We start from the raw sequence: 18,392 nt of genomic DNA, 5'->3' as shown, positions 1-18,392 counted from the left end.
ATTGCCTGCTCCGGATAAAGGATACGCTCATGTGTGATGCCTTCTCTTGCCCGCTTTTCTCAAGGAACGCTGTTTTTGCAGGATTGGGGGCTGTCTGCCTCGTTGGTGGCGTGGTGCCATCCGCGCCGGTGCACGCGCAAAGTGCCACTCCAAATGTTTCTCAACAGCAGACGTCAGACAAAGAGACGGAGGCCCCGACGGTCGTCTCTGAAGATGCGGGCAACTGGCGCGCGCCACTGCTCGCGGAGATGGGGCGCATCGCCAATGATCTTGATGCCCAGCGTCGGCTGAATATTCTGCTTGAAGACAAGGTCGACTATATGACCCAACGTCTCGATACGCTGGAGCAGCGCAGCTTGCTGCAGGCCAAACGCATTGAAAGCCTACAGGACGCCCTGCGTCAGGCATCTGAAGATCAATCCTCCGGCAAGGCCGCGCATGAAAAGTCTTCCGAACAAGCAGAAATGGCTCCGTCCGAAAATGATGTGGCCCCTGAAAGCGAAGGCAAAAGGCCTTCGTCCCCCTCTGCTGACGAAGATGAGGAAATGGCAAGTGACTTTGAACGCTTCCTTGATATGGGGGAAGCCATGATGCGGCGCTTCTTTGGCGTTGTGAAAGAGTTCCGCAAGGATTTTGACGACAATCGCGTTTGAGGACATGTCCGCCGGACATTGATGGGAAACGGGGCGCTGCCGTAATCAGTGTATCTTCGCGCTTTAGGCGCGTTCAAATCGACCCATGATGATTTCATGATCGGAGAGGGAGCTGCCAATGTCATTGACGGCGGGCAGGATATACGCCCCGTGGCAGGAAAAGCCTCTTGTGCAGAACCAGTCCAGCTTGCATGGCGGCCGGGGCTTGTAGGTTAAAAGGCTTGAGCGGGTTGTTGTGCCCTGAGCATTATTCTCCCAGCTGTAGCCATGACGTTCCGCCGCCCTAAAAAGAGGCTCTTGCAGTGCGGCACCATTTTCAGGGGTGAAAGCAGTGTTCAGATCCCCCGCGATGATAGTGGGAAGAGAAGGGGCAAAGACATCCAGCGCTGCGATCAGGCGCTCCATCTGGGCAAGCCGAATGGAGGGATCATCAAGGCTTTCAAGATGCACCGACGCAACACAAACGTCGCCCGCTTGCGTCGGCAGGATCGCCGCAACAGCGCAACGTCCGCCAATGCGCGGTTGTTTTGAAACGCTGCTATTGCTCAAGCCGTCGTCGGGACAGAACCAGAGCCCGGATGCATCAAGGCGGATGAGAGCCTGGGCAACCGGAGGCACTCTGAAGAGGATGGCGTTTCCGTGCCAGCCTTTTTCATTGTGATCATCGGCAGCCAGCCGCCTTTCAAGATCATTGCCTAGCCCAAGCTCGAAAAATTCAAGCCCGAATGCATAGCGCATACCCAGACAGTCAGCGAGCGCGCGTGTTGTGTTGCGCTGATGGGTCCGGGCCATGCCGCAATCCATTTCAGATAGTACGATGACATCGGGCGCATGGGGCCGGAGCAATTCCGCACTCTGTTCGGGATAAAGGCAGCGCTGCATGTTCCAGCCCATGACGCAGAGGGAGTCGGAAAGGGACGTCTCCTCAAGCACCTCGCCCCCTGTTTCGAGCAAATGCAGGGCTTCCACTTTATCAAAGAGCGTCTTATGCATCGGGTATGTGCGCTCTGACTGCAAGATGTCTTGTTTGAGTGTGTCGTCAACCGGGGGTAAATTGGCGCGGGTCGCCATTTCGAACAGTTTCATGATCAGATTTCCCCTCGTCTTGGTCGCTTTGGCGTGCTCATGGCTTGATGACACCCATGACAGCGGACATGGGCAGGCTGCAGGGGAGAAATGACGGCAAGGTGACGGCTAACCGATACACGCCCCAAATGCGCGGGCAATGTAAGGGTGCAATGTTACGACCAGATGTCTTTGTTTCATGACAAGAAAGCGCTGATGCACTGGTGCTTTATGCTGCAGGCCCTCATGGTGGCGCCTCCGATCTCCCAACAAGGGGCAGGTGATTCCTGTGGTGTAAAACAACCTAACCGGGATGCAATACGGCAAAATGCTGCCGCTTGGAACAATTTCCCCAAAGAGCCAACTGATTAGAGCGTTTCCAGCAGAAATATCTGATTAAATGGACTAAATTTTCAATATATCGCAGCTATCACTTGCCAACCGCAATGCAACCGCTCATAGTTTGAACTAAAGTAGCCGAAGTTTATCTTGGCAACTTATTCGTGTGTTGGGTTTTGTGACACTTTGACAAAACTTGACATGAAGACAGGGACTGCTTGCTTGGCAGTATCGTCAACAGGAAACAGGGTGTTGGGCCTTGACTTGTTCTGTTGTCTGTCTTCAAAACCTCTTGTAGAGGGGTCGCTTCATCTGCTGTGAGATGAAGATGACAATAATGGTTGCGCGTATTCAAGCAGACAGAAGGCCAGTGGGCTTGAGGACCTGAGAATACGCATCGTGGAATGATAAAGTCTTGTCCTTTGTGAGGTGCCAATCATTCCGTTCAGTCGCTGGGGAGGACCGAAAGTGCAACAGGCTTCGCTTAACATCATTATCGCGGACGATCACCCTTTGTTTCGTGGGGCGCTACGCCAGACACTGGAAACAATTTTTGATCAGATAGCCATCCATGAAGCCGGAACGCTGGAAGAGGTGGGCGAGAAGCTCGAACAATTCGAAGATATGGACCTTGTGCTCCTGGATCTATCCATGCCGGGCGTACGCGGATTTTCCGGACTGCTCTATTTGAGAGCGCAATATCCGGCCATTCCGGTTGTTATTGTCTCTGCCAGTGAGGATGTGCCGACCATTCGCCGCTGCATGGAGTTCGGCGCGTCGGGCTTCATTCCGAAATCCTTGCCGATTGACGATATCGCCCAAGGCATCCGCGCCGTTCTGAACGGTGAAACCTGGGTCCCTGAAAGCATCGATCTCAGCGCTCCTTATAGCGATGAAATCACCGATCTTGTAGAACGTCTGAATACTTTGACGCCGCAACAGGTTCGCGTTTTGATGATGCTCTCCGAAGGGCTTCTGAACAAGCAGATCGCCTATGAGCTTTCCGTTTCTGAAGCCACCGTCAAGGCGCACGTTTCGGCCATCCTGCAAAAGCTCAATGTAGACAGCCGCACGCAGGCCGTGATTGCTGCCGCCAAGATCGAAGCCGGCCAGTGGCAGGCTATTGGCGCCAAGAGCTAGAGCGCTCTGTTGGCCCTCTTGAAGCCTTGATGAGGCTTCAAGGAAACCTGAATTATAAAACCCGCGCCAGTTCGGCTGCGGGTTTTTTATTGTTGGATATATATCTTACCCATCCTGTGCCACTTCTTGGCTGGCCGACACTCCGCACGACGCTATTCAAGCGGTGCTTCTACTGCCCGCGTTTGCGGATGGCGGTCATGTTCCAGGTATTGAGCAGAGCTCGCAGCTGGGCCGGTTTGACCGGCTTGTTGAGAATGGCCATGTCTTTGGATTTGGCTTCATCGCGCACCTCTGTGGTGCGGTCCGCCGTAATCAGACTGGCAGCGATTTCCTGTCCGAATTTGGCGCGGAGCTTTTCGCAAGCCTCAGTACCGAGCATCTCATCAAGATGATAGTCGATGAGAATACCATCCGGCACCTTCTCGCTTTCCTCAAGCACCTTTTCCGCCTCTTCTAGAGACGAGGCGATCATGACATCACATCCCCAGCCTTCCAGCATCACTTTCATGCCATCCTGAATGACCGGTTCGTTATCCACGCACAGAATGCGAAGATCGCTGAGCGGCTGGTTGGCCATGGAACGCGGTGCCTCTGCGCGGCTGGCGCTGTGGAGCAGGCGGAAGGCTGGCAGCTTGATGGCAAAGGCAGAGCCTTGCCCGGGCGTGGACATCAACCGGATCGGATGGTCGAGCACCTTGGAAATACGATCCACGATGGAGAGGCCGAGCCCGAGCCCGCTCGCAATACGAGCGCCTTCATCGAGCCGCTGGAATTCGAGGAAAATTTCTTCCTGCTGTTCGGGCGGAATGCCAACTCCAGTATCATGCACCTGCACTTCAATGGCGCTGTCAAGGCGGCGACAGCCGACCAGAACCGTGCCTTCAGTGGTGTATTTGATGGCGTTGGAAATGAGATTCTGCAAAAGCCGCCGAAGCAGATGCTTGTCGGAGCGCACATGCAGCCCGCAAGAGACGATCCTGAGCTTGAGCCCCTTCTCTTGGGCCAGTGGCTCAAAATCTATACGCATTCGGTCGAGCATCTCGTCTATCGGGAAAGCAGAAAGCTGCGGCTTCATGGCGCCAGAATCCAACCGCGCGATATCGAGCAGGGCGGCCAGAATGTCTTCCACCGCCTCAAGCGAGCTATCGATGTTGGTCGACATGACGGCGCTCTCTGCCAGCCCCGCATTGTCTTCATCGGCTTTTGAGAGTGCTTCAAGGCGGTTGACTAGTGCCGTCGTATAAAGGCGCGCCGCATTCATGGGCTGCATGATGTCGTGCCCAGCTGCGGCAAGGAAGCGGGTCTTGGAGACGCTGGCTTCTTCTGCGGCCTGTTTGGCGCTGCGCAAGGCATCGTTCAGATGCATCAGCTCGCGGGTGCGATCCTTCACGCGTCGTTCAAGGGATTCATTGGCCGCTTCCAGCGCCCGCTCGGCGCGCACCCGCTCGGAAACATCGGTGAAGGTGATGACGATACCGCCATCGGGCATGGAATTGGCCCGAATATCCAGCGTCAGGCCCGAACTTGCCATGCTTTCCTGATAGGGGGCTTGCTGCACAACGATCAGGTCAAGGCGATGGCTGACAAGATCTTCCACCGAGCCTTCGCCCAGATCGCCACGCGCCGCAATATGGCTAAGGACCGAAGAGAGTGGCGTGCCGACCTGCCCAAAATCGGCAGGAATGCGCAACAGGTCACGGAACGGGCGGTTCCAGAGAGTGAGCCGCAAGTCCGCATCAAACACGGCGATGCCCTGACGCACATGGTTGAGCGCCGTTTGCAGCAGGTCGCGGTTATAATGCAGCGCTTCGGACGCATCATCCAGCAGCTTCATCGTGCCCTTGGGGGCACTTTCCCGCTTCTTGATCAACAGGCTCATCAAAAGTCGGGAGGAGGCCGCCCCAATGGCGCTGGCCAGCAACTGCTCGGCAAAGCGCATGAAGAGCGGGTCCACCTCCATATTGCGGTCATAGAGGATGTCCCGCTGCTGGGCATGGGAGCGGAAGCTGCGCTGCGTGCGCTCGGCCCCCAGATAGCGCGCGACCATGTCTTCCAGGTCGCCGACAGACAGCATGGAGCGCCAAAGACGCAAGCTTGGGGAGGGGCGCAATTCATCCGGCACGAACAGGTTCGCCTGCAAACGCTCGATCAATTCTGGCCGACGGGAAACCGAGCCAGCCGAATAGGCGATGATGTTGAACAGGATGCTCCAGAAAACACCATGCAGCAAAGGCGGCAGATCCGTCCCCAACAGCGCCTGCGGCTTGAGAAATTCGATCCCGAAGGGGCCTTGGGTCATGAAGCTGGTCGGGAACAGCCCCGACTGGGCAAACATTGGCAGAAGCAATGTATAGCCCCAGATAATGAAGCCCGTCACCAGACCGGCAATCGCGCCGCGCGCATTGGCCCGCTTCCAGATGAGCCCTCCGGCAAGGGCCGGCAGAAACTGCGCCATGGCGGCAAAGGCAATCAGCCCTATCTGAGCCAGAGAGCTGTTGTTGACCGCCAGTCGATAGAAGGCATAGGCCAGAGTGAACAGCACAAGAATCGAGATACGTCTCACATTGAGGAGCAATCGTCCCATATCTGGTGCATCGATGGCGGTATCAGCATGCCGCCGCAGAATGAACGGAATAACCAGATCATTGGAGATCATGATGGCTAGCGCAACCGAGGATATGATGACCATCGCGGTGGCAGCCGAAAGGCCGCCCAGAAAGGCGATCAGCGTGATCGCATCCGCATTGACGGCCATCGGCAGGCTCAGCACATAGCTATCTGCATCCACCCCGGGCCCAAGCACAAGCTGGCCAGCCAGTGTAATGGGAATGACAAACAGGTTGATGCCGACCAGATAAAGCGGAAACAGCCATGTGGCCCGAACCAGAGATTTCTTGGAGGTATTCTCGACTACGGCGACATGAAATTGGCGCGGCAGAAGCAGCGCCGCGCTGGCCGAGAGCATGGACAACACAATCCAGTGGATCGCATCCGGCCCATCTTCCACCCCATGGATGGAGATGCCCGCTTCGGCAGCCTTGGCAAACAGGTCAAACGGTCCATCGAAAATCCAGAAGGTGACAAACAGTCCAACGGTCAGAAAGGCAAACAGTTTGACGACGCTTTCCGCCGCAACGGCCAAAATCAGCCCGCCCTGATGCTCGGTGGCATCCGCATGGCGCGTGCCGAACAGAATGGCAAAGACAGCCATGGCAAGGGCGACAAAGAAGGCAATATCGGCCAACACGGGCACGGACCCGGTGGGGAAGGCGATATTCATATGCTGGATTAGCGTGGCAACCGAGGTGGCGACAGCTTTGAGCTGCAGTGCGATATAGGGCATTGTGCCCACCACCGCGATAATGGTTGCAACGGCTGCGACTTGCTGGTTCTTGCCATAGCGGGCGCCCAGAAAGTCGGCGATCGAGGTGATGCGCTCGGTTTTGGAAAGCCGGATGATGCGCCAGACAAGGGGATAGCCCAGCGTGAAGACGATGACAGGGCCGATATAGATCGTCAGGAAATCAAGCCCGCTGGCCTTTGCCATGCCAACAGACCCGAAGAAGGTCCAGCTGGTGCAATAGACCGCCAGAGAGAGCGCATAAAGGCTAGGATGGCGTTGAGCCGCTGTCTTGTTTCGCGCCCGATGGTCTCCGTATGACGCAATGGCAAACAGAAGCCCGATATAGAGAAGGGTTGTGAGAACAACCATCCAGCCCTGAAGCATGAAGCCTGCTCCTTGTTTAGAGTCTTCAAAGATATAGCATAAGAAATTTCAAAGGCACCAGAAAGAGCGCCTTGGCCGCAGAAATTTAGACCAATTTTTAAGGACAGATCTGAACAATTGGGGGTAACAAGTGCAAGCGACTGGCCGAAAGGCCCGGATTGGCGCGACTTGTCGCCATCGCGGGAGGCCGTGCCCGAGCTGCGTTGCGCGGTCATTTTGGTGGAAAACCGTCCCCCTGACAGCAAACATGGGACGGAAAAGCGTACCCTCTTTGTTGCACTCTTGGGGGAAAAACCGCAAAGATATTTATTCTTTATACTTAGATCCCCGATAGCACTATTCGGGACAGTAAACTTTTGCGCGCCGTTCCATTCCCTTTGCTGAATAAAACCAAAAACAGCACCAGTCCTTTCAGAGCAGACCATGACCGATCCAATGTCGACCCCATCTTCCTTACCCGCAAGCACCGACCTGTTGGCGCATCTCAGTCCGGAAGCCCGTAACGCCCCTGACAGTGGCATTACCGGCATCAGATCTTACGCGGCAGGTCGGGAAGATGTCATTCCCCTCTGGATCGGGGAAGGCGCTCTGCCTACGCCGGATTTCATCTGCAAGGCGGCTGAAGATGCTCTGAAGGCGGGCGAAACCTTCTACACCTATGATAATGGTATCCCCGAGCTGCGCGAAGCCATCGCACGCTATCATGAGCGCCTCTATGGGCGCCCCTTCGATGCCAACCGCTTTTCGGTGACCGGTTCGGGCATGCAGGCAATCCAACTGGCGGTGCGCCTGGTCATGAGTGCTGGCGAGGAGGTCATTGTCCCGTCTCCGGCCTGGCCGAATATCGGCTCTGCTGTGCTCGTCGCGGGGGGCAAGCCCGTCGATCTGCCGCTGCATTTCCACCCCGAAGGCTGGAAGCTGGATATTGACGAGCTGTTTGATGCCTGCACGGACAAGACACGGGCCCTTTTTATCAACACCCCGAACAACCCGACCGGCTGGGTGGCGACGCTTGATGAGTTGAAGGCGATTCTTGATTTTGCGCGTGAACGAGACATCTGGATCATCGCCGACGAAATCTACACCCGCTTCTATTTCGGCGACGACAGGGAGACAGCGCCGTCCTTTTATGAGATCGCGGAAGAGGACGACAAGATCCTTTATGTGAACAGCATGTCGAAAAACTGGGCCATGACCGGCTGGCGCGTCGGCTGGCTGGCGGCGCCGGTTTCCTTGATTCCCACTATCGGCAACCTGACGCAATGCTCTACGTCCGGCGTAGCACCATTCATGCAGAAGGCTGCGAGCGTTGCGCTCAATGATGGTGAATTGTTCATTGCAGAGCAAATAGAGCGAGCCCGTTCTGGCCGCGAGAAGCTGCTTGCCGCCTTTCAGGGACATAATGCCATTCGCTTTGCTCCGCCCATGGGCAGTTTCTATTTCTTTTTCGGGCTCGAAGGGGAGGCAGACGCTTCCATCATTGCAAAACGGCTGGTTGATGAAGCAAATGTTGGTTTGGCGCCCGGGTTTGCGTTTGGTCAAAGCGGGTCCGCATTTATGCGACTATGTTTCGCGACAAATCCGGACAAATTGGATCAGGCAATTTACCGACTGAACCAATGGCTAAGCCGGTGAAATACGCTATACTTCGGAAAAACACCTAGAATCAGCAGGACTTCCTTTTCAGGTCAGACTCTTGTCAACAGAAGAAGAAAGAATGAACGGATCTGTGACCATCAATGGCCCCAAAAGAATGCAAACGCGAGCCTATGACGGGCCAGAGCGTCCATTCCGACCGATCGGTGAACTCGATTCGCGCCTCACATCCTTGCTGGATGTGGCGGCTGATTCGGTCTGCCTCATTGACGAGCAGTCCCGTATCCTTCTGTTTAACAAGGCTTCAGAAGTCATGTTTGGATATAGCGCAGATGAGGTGATCGGAAAATCCGTTGATATCCTGATGCCCGAGCAATATGCCCAGCATCATGATGGCTGGGTCGGACGCTACTTGCGCACAGGCGAGCATTCGATCATCGGTATCGGGCGCGAAGTCGTCGGTCGTCACAAGGATGGATCAACATTTCCGTTTGATCTCTCCGTTGGCGTTGCGGAAACCGAGGATGGAAAGCAGTTCATCGGCGTCATGCGCGATTTGCGCGGTCGCAAGCAGGCTGAAGAGCATTTGCGCAATCTTCAGACCGAACTCAATCAGCTCACGCGGATCAACGCGATGGACGAGATGGGCGCAACCGTTGCCCACGAGCTCAACCAGCCGCTGACCGCGATCATCCTCTATTTGCAGGCCATCGAGCGCAAGCTGCAATCCTATGATGAGCAGAAGCCTTGTAGCCGTGAGGAAATCGATAAACTTGTTGATCTCTGCGGTCGGTGCGTGCGCGAAGCCCAGCGTTCGTCTTCTCTGCTTCAGCGCATCCGCTCCATCATCGAGAAGAAGGAACCGGAGCGTAGCGCCTGCGACATCGTGGATATCATCCGCAAATCCCACGAACTGGCTCTGGTCGGGTTCGCAGCAACGGATGTGCAGGTGGATCTCATCGCCCCTGATGACGTGCCCGTGGTCTGGGTAGATCCGGTTCAGATCGAACAGATTTTCCTCAATCTCCTGCGCAATGCCTTTCAGGCTCTGCACGAAATCGAGAATAAGGCGATCACGATTACCCTATCCCTTGAGAGGACCTCTGATTCCGAGGAAAAGGAACGGCTGGTCGTACGCTTCAAGGATAACGGCCCGGGTGTGCCGGAAACACACCGCAGCAATCTTTTCAAAGCCTTCGATTCGGAACGGCGCAATGGTATGGGCCTCGGCCTGGCGATTGCTCGCTCCATTGCTCAGAGCCATGGCGGCAGCCTGGAACTGGCACCCTTTGATGAAAAGCAGCCGGGAGCCTGCTTTGTTTTGACCCTGCCCATCGCTTCCCGGTCTTCTATTCGAACTTCCCCGCAAGCTGGAAATGAAGAAGAACCCTCGGGCAGTCACCAACAAAGTTCACCGGCCCCTTAAGAGCGTGAATAGAGCCAAGAGGCGAAGACAACATGACAACTGACTTACATCCTTCTATCCATATTGTTGATGACGATCCCGCTGTGAGGGACGCTTTGTCGGTTCTGTTTGAACTGGAAGGGTATCACGTCGAGACATTCTCGAATGGAGAGGATTTCCTTGCAAACCTGCGCGATTCCATCCCGTCGATCATTTTGCTCGACGTTCATATGCCGGGCCGCTCCGGTATGGAAGTGCTCGAAGAGCTGGCCGCCCGCCATATCTCTGCTCCGGTCATGATCATTTCCGGTCAAGGCGACATTCAGATGGCCGTCGCAGCCATCAAACAGGGCGCGCACGACTTTATCGAAAAACCTTTCGATGGCACGCAGGTCGTTGATCGTATCGAGAAAATTCTGGCAACCGCCAACAAGGCTCCGGATCCGGGTCAGTCGGCACTAACCAACTGGAGCTTCCCGCGTGCAGAAACCTTGACGCCGCGCGAACGTGATGTATTGTTGCAGATAACGCAAGGGGCTTCCAACAAGGAAGCTGGCCAGCATCTGGCGATTTCGCCCCGCACAATTGAAGTGCATCGGGCGCGCATCATGGAAAAACTGAAAGCACGCAATACGGCTGACCTCGTTCGTATTGTACTGACCGGCCATTGATAGGCCAACCTGCCGCCGTCGAGCATCTATTTGTAGAGAGCCGAAGGGTGGACAGGGGCCAAACAGGAGGACACTCTCTCCCGCAGGCACACAGGATGTGCAGCAGGATGAGGGGCAATGGCCAATGGGACCGGGAGTAATCCCGGTCCTTTTATTTTGTTCCCACGCCGGTTTGTAAATGACGGCGTCTGATTTTCGAAACCGTCTTAAAATGCCTCTTTCCCACGCTATCTTTGTCTGATCGCATAGCTTTGAGCGCCCCGGCGCATGCTCTCCAGCTGTCAAGCGTCATCGTTTCACCATGTTTTGATTGCATTTATTGATGCGGTAGGTGAAAATACGTGTAATAAGTATTTTCAGTTGGACAGATTGCTACGGCGGTCAACATGTCGTATAGCTGCTGACAGTCTTCTGAAAATAATTATATTGGTTCAAAGGCCGTGGCGGTCTGAATCGGGAGAAAACGAGTGATGCCGGAAGAACGAATTGTCAGAATGCCAAAAGCCGAGTTTGATACCGGTGCGGCGCGTTGTCGATCCAACTTCCCCATCGAATCTGAATTTAAAGGCATTATGTCAAGCGATCAGAGCCGACACAAAACCTTCCCCGCACATGGCGTCGTCTTCTTTGAAGGCGATCCTGCCAACAACATCTATGAAGTCGCGGACGGCTCAGTGATGCTTTACAAGCTCCTGCCGGATGGCCGCAGACAGGTTGTTGAAATTCTCGGTCCCGGTGACCTGTTTGGCGTTCCAGCCGGTGAAGTTTATGATACTTCAGCAGAAACCCTGACAGAAACCCTCGTGCACATGATCTCGCGCAAGGATGCCGAAGGGTCTGACGAAATCCAGCAGCACATGAAGAAATGCCTGATTTCCCAGGTTCAGAATTTGCATGACCATGCAGTTCTGCTTGGCCGGAAATCCGCACATGAGCGCGTTGCATCCTTCCTCATGCGCTTTGTTCCCAACCGCGGCGGCTTTGCCTGCTCCGGCCCGCAGTCTGAAACCGAAGACGAGTCCGTGGTTACATTATATATGACGCGTCAGGAAATCGCCGACTATCTGGGCCTGACCATTGAGACCGTGAGCCGTGTTCTTTCCGATATGAAGAGACGCAAGGTCATCACGATGGAGAAACAGGACCGCATTCGCGTGATGAATGTGTGTGGCCTATGCCATTTGACTGGCAAATTCTAGTTAGGTGAAACTAACTACTCTCTGAGAGATATCCACAAAACAAGCGCTAGGTTATGCGTGTTAAAACCTATCCGAATGGGTAGGTTTTTGTGTTTGGGACGGACATTCGGCAGATTTTCAAACCAATGTCGTATGCGTTTTCGCGTGCGTGTTTCGCGGTATGGTCGCAAGTTGAAAACGCCCCTTCTTTTGATTGATTCAAAGAAGGATGGCTCCCAAACCGGTCGGTGGATCGGGAGCCGGAATTGGGCATCTAGACGGCGACGGAGTGTCTGGCCTTGCCGGTCTGTAGATACGCGTCGAAGACGGCTGACACCAACCGCACAAGCGGGCGACCCGTTTGTGTTACGTGCACAATGTCTCCTTTGCGCTCGGCGATGCCATCTGCTTCCAGTTCTTCCAGATGCGGATAGCAGGCACGCAAGGGCGCAAGATCGACATCAAACGCTTCGGCCACAGCAGCCACATCGACCTCATAGGCGGTCATCAGGCTCATGATGATCGCGGCGCGTGCCCGGTCATCCTGATCCAGTTCAATACCGCGTGCGATGGGCAGGGTGCCTGCATCAACAGCCCGCTCCCAGCCGCCGAAGTCAGGACTGTTCTGGATATAGCCTTGGGGCATCTTGCCGATAGATGATGCGCCAATGCCAATCAGGATCTCGGCTTCATCGGTGGTATAGCCCTGGAAATTGCGCCGCATGGTGCCTGCGCGGGCCGCCACGGCCAACGGGTCATCCGCCTTGGCAAAATGATCCAGTCCGATTTTTTCATAGCCATTCTGTTCCAGTGCATGGGTTGCCGCGTCAAACAGCGCAATGCGTTCTTCCGCATCCGGTAGCTTGTCTTCCGGAATGAGGCGCTGATGCTTTTTCATCCATGGCACATGGGCATAGCCAAACAGTGCCAACCGGGAGGGATCAAGGCTTACGGTCAACGCGACCGCCTCTCGGACGGTCTCCAGCGTCTGGAAGGGCAGTCCATACATCAGATCAAGGTTGATCTTCTCGATGCCGACGGCCCTCAAAGCGTCCACCGATGCCCTGACCTGCTCATAGGGTTGGACGCGTCCGACCGTTTCCTGCACCTTGAGATCAAAATCCTGCACACCGAGGCTGGCGCGCGTAATGCCCGCCAGTTGCAAGGTTTCTGCCAGCTCTGGCGTCACCGTGCGTGGGTCTAGCTCGATGGCATGCTCCATATCGTCTATGAAGCTGAAATGTGATCGGACCGCATTCACGACCTTTAGAAAACAATCGTGCGGCAAAATGGATGGTGTGCCGCCACCCCAGTGAATATGGCTGACGGGTTGGTTGGCTGGCAGCTTGCTGGCCACGAGCGCCACTTCCTTCACCAGATGATCAGTATAGTCCCGAAGCGGCTTTTCCTGCTTGGTCACCTTGGTGTAGCAGCCACAATAATGGCACATGGAATCGCAGAAGGGCACATGCAGATAGAGAGAGATCGGCGTTTGTGGATCAACCGCCTGCAGCCATTGCTCGTAGGTCTCTGCTCCCACGGCATTGGAAAAATGCGGGGCGGTGGGATAGGAGGTATAACGCGGCACTGAGCGCGTTGCGTATTTCAAGGTCACATTGGTCATTGTGGCATTTAGATCTCTGGTCAGGGAAAGTACTTTGAGCCTTGTCAATTCTTACCAAATTGTCATCACAGGCTTTCGTATAGAGTCAGACGGCGAGGCAGACGTCGGCTTCGGTCAAAACAGCTTTGCGCGGCAACGCGGGACTATTGGTTCAAGATAGCACTTGTCGTTTTCACTACAAGGGTCAATGGCAAGGTGGCTGTGTCGACGACAACATCGGAGAAGGTCTGGGTTTGCCCCGGCGCGTTGAGGAATACCTGCTGGTTGCTTGCTGTCATGCCCTTGAGCAGTGCGACAAGGCTGGGCGAGGTAACCGCCGTCATATGATTCATACCGTCTCCACCGGTAAATTCGGACACGTCGATCACCGTGATGCCTTCCCGGCGGATCTTGGTTTCATCGATATTGTTGCCAACCCTGTTCCGGTCACCTGCAAGGAAACTGGAGAGTTGCAACGCCCTGTCTTTTTGTGAAGCAAAAATGGCAAATTCTCTCGGCAGCACCTTGATGGCACTTAGCTGTGCATTGAACACATCGATGTCCAGATCCGGCGAAATCAGAATGATGGAATGGATCTTGGAGGGCAGGGCGCCATGATTGGCCAGTGCTATCTGCCGCAGGGTTTCCATCAGCAATTCCGAACCCAGAGAATGGGCAATTAAGACGATGTCATCAAGCTGCGAGGAAGCCATTAATTTGATCACTGAGGCCAGTTGATCGCGTGATGTCTTCACGCTGTCTCGATCATAAATATAAAGGCCCGCTTCGCCAGCGGATGGCCAGCTAAACAGCGTCAACGGCATGGCCAGATCAAAATCGTGGCGCAACTGAGCAGCGCGATAGAGGCTTTCGGAAAAATCGGTGTTATAGCCATGCACGAACAAGGCGGCCGAACGAGGGGCGTTTTCCAGTTTAGCGCTGGCCTCAGCAGCCATTGTGCCAAGTCGGGCCTGATAGGCTTTGGGATCATCGAATGGATCAACCGAGGCGACGGCAAAATGACGCTTGGGATCAGGCTTGTTGCGCGGCCATTCTATCTGTCCCACCTTGTGACTTTTGGGAATGGATACCTGATAGGAGGCCAAGTGCAATTTAGCATCACGATCGCCACTATAGTCAGCATTCTGCATCGGTGAGCGACTGGTTGCGACCAGAACCGGCTCGATGCTCTGGACATCCGTGGGCGATGGCGTGAATTTGACGCCCGTTGGCGTGGAGCAGGCAGCAAGAAGCGCTGTGGCAAAAACAATGGCCACACCACGATGCGCGCTGATCATGCGCGGCATCCGGGGCTGAATTTGGCTCCAAATGATTTTCATGGGTGTTCTTGCTCTTTATCTGTCAACGCAACCTGCGAGTGGTGCAGGCTCGATATTTAGCAGTTTTTGCGCCAATAGCAAAGCGGGCGAATTCTGCCAGCTTGTGCAATGGATATAGCACGGGGTGTGTGGCGCCCTTATGTCGGCTCGGACCATAAACCTGTCTTGACGGGGGCTGCCCTTCCGGGCGGATTGCAGGGACTGACAGCTTGCCAAGAGAATATAGGGATGCTACCTGATAATGCCCCGCTTGCCTTGGTCCCTCCAGGTTGGTACAGCACATCAAAGCCCAGTATTTATCTCTCTATTGCCAACGCTCCAGCCGGGTCGGCCGCTTCTGGTCGGCATAGTGATCTGGCTCTTTTACTCCCCTGATATCCTGTTTGCGGTGATCGCCAATGCCTTCGGAAAAAGATGACAAAGCTTCAAGCAAGGGAGGCGTGCACGGATTGGGCAAAGGCTTTGGCACAAAGGTGCTTCATGTCATCGGACTCTATCTGATTGCAATGGCAGGGGGCGCGCTTGCTCATTGGGTGCAGTTTCCTGCCGCCTGGCTGACCGGTTCTCTTCTGGCTGTCGCCATCACGTCGCTGGCGGGGGTACATCTGAACCTTCCAACACTTTTGCGGGATCTGGGCTTCGCGCAAGTGGGGCTCATTCTCGGGTCTGGCTTTTCTCCCGAAATGCTGCATGCCATCGCCGCCTGGCCCCTCAGCATTCTCATGCTGGCCGTGACTGTGGTGGTCATTGCGGCCTCGGCCTACTGGGTCTTGCGCAAGGTGGGCGGATGGGACCATGCCACGGCCCTCTTTTCCTCGCTGCCCGGGGCGCTCAGCTACATCATGGTCATCGCCGAAGAATCCAAAGCAGATATGACCAGGGTGGCAATCGCCCAGAGCTTGCGCGTGTTTGTGCTGGTCTCGATTCTGCCAATCATTCTGATGCCCTTTACCGATGGCGTGACCAGTCGCGTGACCGCAGATACCGTGACGCTTGATGTCTTGCATTTGGCAATGATGGTGGCAGGCGTCGCATTGCTGGTGCCCATCATGCTGCGTTTGCGCGTTCCTTCAGGCCTCATGTTGTCAGGCATTGCCGTTTCGGGAACGCTCTATCTCACAGGTTTTTATCATGAGCCTTTTCCGAACTGGTTCACCATACCGGGCTATCTGACCGTCGGCATCAATATCGGCGGACGCTTTGCTGCCATTTCTGTCAGGGATCTTGTCCGCTTGTCGGGTATCTCTATGTTATCCTTGATGGTTTCCGCTGGCGTTTCGGGGGCGGCGGCTGTTCTGTGCGCCACTTTGTTAGATTTCCCCATGGGGCAGGTGATCCTTGCCTTCGCGCCGGGTGGGTTTGACACGATGGTGCTGCTATCTTTCCTGATCAATCTCAACCCAGCATATGTCACCGGTCACCATTTGGTGCGCTATCTCGGGTTGGTCTTGCTCACCCCGATGATTACCTCGCGCCTGACCCGATCAAAGCGGGCAAAAGACGACCGGATCCATCCGTGAACGCAGGTGATTGCGTTTAAAAGAAGTATTTTATCTACTGTTTATCTATTTGAGACTAAACGGAAATCGTGATTCTACATAAGTCTTTAGAGGCGCGTGGCGGGGCAATTTTCTCTGTATAGACAAAATCGCTTGGTCAGCCTTTGGGATATCCGTGTATAAAGTGCATCGGGCATGAATATTTTTGTGCCACTTAAGCAGCATGCGACCATAGAGATCTGGATCAGGGTGGAACATTAAGGCATTGTAATGATTGGCAGATATGCTGATTTTGCAGATCTGTAAGTCTTTTGACTGCGACAACCAGTCGCACAATCGATAGGGTGCCCCCCCTTTTCGTTGACATGAGTCAAAGCGTAAAAATAGGGCGATCCCTAGGGTTTCTGGACCCGTTTGGGGGAAGTGTGCTCAAAGATCAACCTGAAATTGTCGGCATCCGGGTGTCGATAGGGTGACTTTACAATGGTGCTGTAGCCCGACTTCATGGGGAGGTTCGGGCCACAGATGGGACTGAAAGATGGCTCACACAGCGAAACGACTTTCTTTAGAAGAAGGCCTGTTTGCAGGATTCCTGACTGCATTGGCTTTCATTTGCCTCGTTATCGCCGGCAAAGCGGTAGATGGCGTCATGGCATTTCACGCAGGGCTCGGATTGCTGTTCTCGGCAATCGGGGTTTTCCTGATTTTCAATTCATACTTCAAGCGTCCTGCGGATGCCGTGGAGAGCGGATATAACCTAGGACCGATCAAATTCGGTGCCGTTGCCGCCGTCTTCTGGGGTATCGCAGGGTTTCTTGTCGGCGACATCATCGCCTGGCAGTTGACCTTCCCGATCCTGAACTTCGATCTGGAATGGACCAGCTTCGGCCGTTTGCGTCCGCTGCATACGTCTGCAGTGATTTTCGCTTTCGGTGGCAACGTGCTGCTTGCGACATCCTTCTATGTCGTGCAGCGCACCAGCCACGCGCGGCTGCCGGGGCGTGTTGCGCCATGGTTCGTTATTCTTGGCTATAACGCCTTCATCGTGATTGCCGGGACCGGCTATCTTTTTGGCGCGACCCAGTCCAAGGAATATGCCGAACCGGAATGGTATGCAGACCTTTGGCTGACCATCGTATGGGTGGCCTATCTGCTTGTCTTTCTGGCAACCCTCTGGCGACGCAAGGAACCCCACATCTATGTGGCAAACTGGTTCTATCTTGCCTTTATCGTCACCATTGCCATGCTGCATATCGGTAACAACCTGTCGATCCCCGTTTCCATCTTCGGCATCAAATCCTATCAGGTCTTCTCCGGCGTGCAGGATGCGATGGTCCAGTGGTGGTATGGTCATAACGCAGTGGGCTTCTTCCTGACGGCAGGCTTCCTGGCCATCATGTATTATTTCATCCCCAAACGCGCAGAGCGCCCGGTTTATTCCTACCGGTTGTCCATCGTGCACTTCTGGGCGCTGATCTTTATCTACATCTGGGCTGGCCCGCACCATCTGCACTATACGGCTCTGCCGGATTGGGCGCAGACGCTGGGCATGACCTTCTCGGTCATTCTCTGGATGCCGTCCTGGGGTGGCATGATCAACGGTCTGATGACGCTTTCGGGCGCATGGGACAAGCTGCGCACTGACCCGGTTCTGCGCATGATGGTTGTTTCCGTTGCTTTCTATGGCATGTCGACCTTCGAAGGGCCACTGATGTCTGTCAAGTCCGTGAACTCCCTCTCGCACTATACCGATTGGACCATCGGTCACGTGCATTCGGGCGCTCTGGGCTGGGTTGGCTACATCTCGTTTGGCGCAATCTACTGCCTCATCCCGTGGCTTTGGAACCGCAAGAGCCTTTATTCAACCAAGCTGGTTGAATGGCACTTCTGGATTTCCACGCTGGGTATCGTGCTCTACATCACCTCGATGTGGGTATCCGGTATCATGCAGGGCCTGATGTGGCGTGCTTATGACAAGCTCGGCTTCCTTGAATATTCCTTCATCGAAACCGTAGAAGCCATGCACCCCTTCTATATGATCCGTGCAATTGGTGGCCTTCTCTTCGTCACCGGCGCCGTGATCATGGCCTATAATATCTGGATGACCATTCGCGCGGGCGAGAAAGCGGAACAAGATGCCGCCGATCCTGCGCTGGTACCGGCAGAATAAGGAGCG

Annotated in this window: 12 protein-coding genes; 8 read left to right on the top strand and 4 right to left on the bottom strand. The window is 54.8% G+C overall.

Annotation, left to right across the window (positions count from 1 at the left end; all coding sequences use genetic code 11):
• Positions 1-29: 29 nt before the first annotated feature.
• Positions 30-653 (top strand): hypothetical protein, encoded by a 624-nt coding sequence (locus tag ACKPCT_RS13785; protein ID WP_090070069.1) that lies wholly within the window; start codon positions 30-32, stop codon positions 651-653.
• A gap of 63 nt (positions 654-716) precedes the next feature.
• Here the strand turns inward: ACKPCT_RS13785 and ACKPCT_RS13780 are convergent, their stop codons facing one another.
• Positions 717-1,739: an endonuclease/exonuclease/phosphatase family protein gene (locus tag ACKPCT_RS13780; RefSeq protein WP_090070072.1), complete on the bottom strand. Its 1,023-nt coding sequence runs from the start codon at positions 1,737-1,739 to the stop codon at positions 717-719.
• Between the two features lie 786 nt (positions 1,740-2,525).
• On the opposite strand from ACKPCT_RS13780, the gene ACKPCT_RS13775 reads away from it, so the two are divergent.
• Positions 2,526-3,197, top strand: a complete 672-nt coding sequence (locus ACKPCT_RS13775; RefSeq protein ID WP_090070075.1) for a response regulator transcription factor — start codon at positions 2,526-2,528, stop codon at positions 3,195-3,197.
• Positions 3,198-3,366: 169 nt separating this feature from the next.
• Here ACKPCT_RS13775 and ACKPCT_RS13770 read toward each other — a convergent pair whose 3' ends face one another.
• Positions 3,367-6,924: a PAS domain-containing hybrid sensor histidine kinase/response regulator gene (locus ACKPCT_RS13770; protein WP_090070078.1), complete on the bottom strand. Its 3,558-nt coding sequence runs from the start codon at positions 6,922-6,924 to the stop codon at positions 3,367-3,369.
• Between the two features lie 423 nt (positions 6,925-7,347).
• On the opposite strand from ACKPCT_RS13770, the gene ACKPCT_RS13765 reads away from it, so the two are divergent.
• The 4 genes from ACKPCT_RS13765 to ACKPCT_RS13750 all read left to right on the top strand — a co-directional run bounded on the left by ACKPCT_RS13765 (position 7,348) and on the right by ACKPCT_RS13750 (position 11,795).
• On the top strand, positions 7,348-8,559 hold the full coding sequence (locus ACKPCT_RS13765) for a pyridoxal phosphate-dependent aminotransferase (protein ID WP_090070080.1): 1,212 nt from the start codon (positions 7,348-7,350) through the stop codon (positions 8,557-8,559).
• A gap of 82 nt (positions 8,560-8,641) precedes the next feature.
• Positions 8,642-9,946: a two-component system sensor histidine kinase NtrB gene (locus tag ACKPCT_RS13760; RefSeq protein ID WP_319567166.1), complete on the top strand. Its 1,305-nt coding sequence runs from the start codon at positions 8,642-8,644 to the stop codon at positions 9,944-9,946.
• Between the two features lie 32 nt (positions 9,947-9,978).
• Positions 9,979-10,596 carry a response regulator transcription factor gene (locus ACKPCT_RS13755; RefSeq protein WP_090070083.1) on the top strand — a complete coding sequence of 206 codons (618 nt, stop codon included), beginning with the start codon at positions 9,979-9,981 and terminating at the stop codon, positions 10,594-10,596.
• A 470-nt stretch (positions 10,597-11,066) separates the two neighbouring features.
• Positions 11,067-11,795 carry a Crp/Fnr family transcriptional regulator gene (locus ACKPCT_RS13750; protein ID WP_210186671.1) on the top strand — a complete coding sequence of 243 codons (729 nt, stop codon included), beginning with the start codon at positions 11,067-11,069 and terminating at the stop codon, positions 11,793-11,795.
• 253 nt (positions 11,796-12,048) lie between these two features.
• On the opposite strand, the gene hemN is transcribed toward ACKPCT_RS13750, so the two are convergent.
• Together hemN and ACKPCT_RS13740 are read right to left on the bottom strand one after the other, a co-directional pair.
• On the bottom strand, positions 12,049-13,398 hold the full coding sequence (gene hemN / locus ACKPCT_RS13745; RefSeq protein ID WP_090070086.1) for an oxygen-independent coproporphyrinogen III oxidase: 1,350 nt from the start codon (positions 13,396-13,398) through the stop codon (positions 12,049-12,051).
• 143 nt (positions 13,399-13,541) lie between these two features.
• The gene (locus ACKPCT_RS13740) at positions 13,542-14,717 is read right to left on the bottom strand and encodes an alpha/beta hydrolase (protein ID WP_090070089.1); all 1,176 of its coding nucleotides are present in this window, start codon (positions 14,715-14,717) and stop codon (positions 13,542-13,544) included.
• A gap of 398 nt (positions 14,718-15,115) precedes the next feature.
• On the opposite strand from ACKPCT_RS13740, the gene ACKPCT_RS13735 reads away from it, so the two are divergent.
• Positions 15,116-16,237, top strand: a complete 1,122-nt coding sequence (locus ACKPCT_RS13735) for an AbrB family transcriptional regulator (protein ID WP_090070091.1) — start codon at positions 15,116-15,118, stop codon at positions 16,235-16,237.
• 517 nt (positions 16,238-16,754) lie between these two features.
• A complete protein-coding gene (gene ccoN / locus ACKPCT_RS13730) occupies positions 16,755-18,386 on the top strand; it encodes a cytochrome-c oxidase, cbb3-type subunit I (protein WP_090070094.1) in 1,632 nt (543 codons plus the stop codon).
• The last annotated feature ends 6 nt before the right edge of the window (positions 18,387-18,392 follow it).

It is taken from the genome of Cohaesibacter marisflavi (assembly GCF_963665895.2).
Taxonomy (GTDB): Bacteria; Pseudomonadota; Alphaproteobacteria; order Rhizobiales; family Cohaesibacteraceae; genus Cohaesibacter; species Cohaesibacter marisflavi.
Note: the sequence above shows the minus strand (reverse complement) of the source record. Positions and strands in the feature narration are given on the sequence as shown.

Coding starts and splice junctions, on each gene's coding strand:
- ACKPCT_RS13785 (WP_090070069.1), top strand. CDS start 30: ATGTGTGATGCCTTCTCTTGCCCGCTTTTCTCAAGGAACGCTGTTTTT.
- ACKPCT_RS13780 (WP_090070072.1), bottom strand. CDS start 1,739: ATGAAACTGTTCGAAATGGCGACCCGCGCCAATTTACCCCCGGTTGAC.
- ACKPCT_RS13770 (WP_090070078.1), bottom strand. CDS start 6,924: ATGCTTCAGGGCTGGATGGTTGTTCTCACAACCCTTCTCTATATCGGG.
- ACKPCT_RS13765 (WP_090070080.1), top strand. CDS start 7,348: ATGACCGATCCAATGTCGACCCCATCTTCCTTACCCGCAAGCACCGAC.
- ACKPCT_RS13760 (WP_319567166.1), top strand. CDS start 8,642: ATGAACGGATCTGTGACCATCAATGGCCCCAAAAGAATGCAAACGCGA.
- ACKPCT_RS13755 (WP_090070083.1), top strand. CDS start 9,979: ATGACAACTGACTTACATCCTTCTATCCATATTGTTGATGACGATCCC.
- ACKPCT_RS13750 (WP_210186671.1), top strand. CDS start 11,067: ATGCCGGAAGAACGAATTGTCAGAATGCCAAAAGCCGAGTTTGATACC.
- hemN (WP_090070086.1), bottom strand. CDS start 13,398: ATGACCAATGTGACCTTGAAATACGCAACGCGCTCAGTGCCGCGTTAT.
- ACKPCT_RS13740 (WP_090070089.1), bottom strand. CDS start 14,717: ATGAAAATCATTTGGAGCCAAATTCAGCCCCGGATGCCGCGCATGATC.
- ACKPCT_RS13735 (WP_090070091.1), top strand. CDS start 15,116: ATGCCTTCGGAAAAAGATGACAAAGCTTCAAGCAAGGGAGGCGTGCAC.
- ccoN (WP_090070094.1), top strand. CDS start 16,755: ATGGCTCACACAGCGAAACGACTTTCTTTAGAAGAAGGCCTGTTTGCA.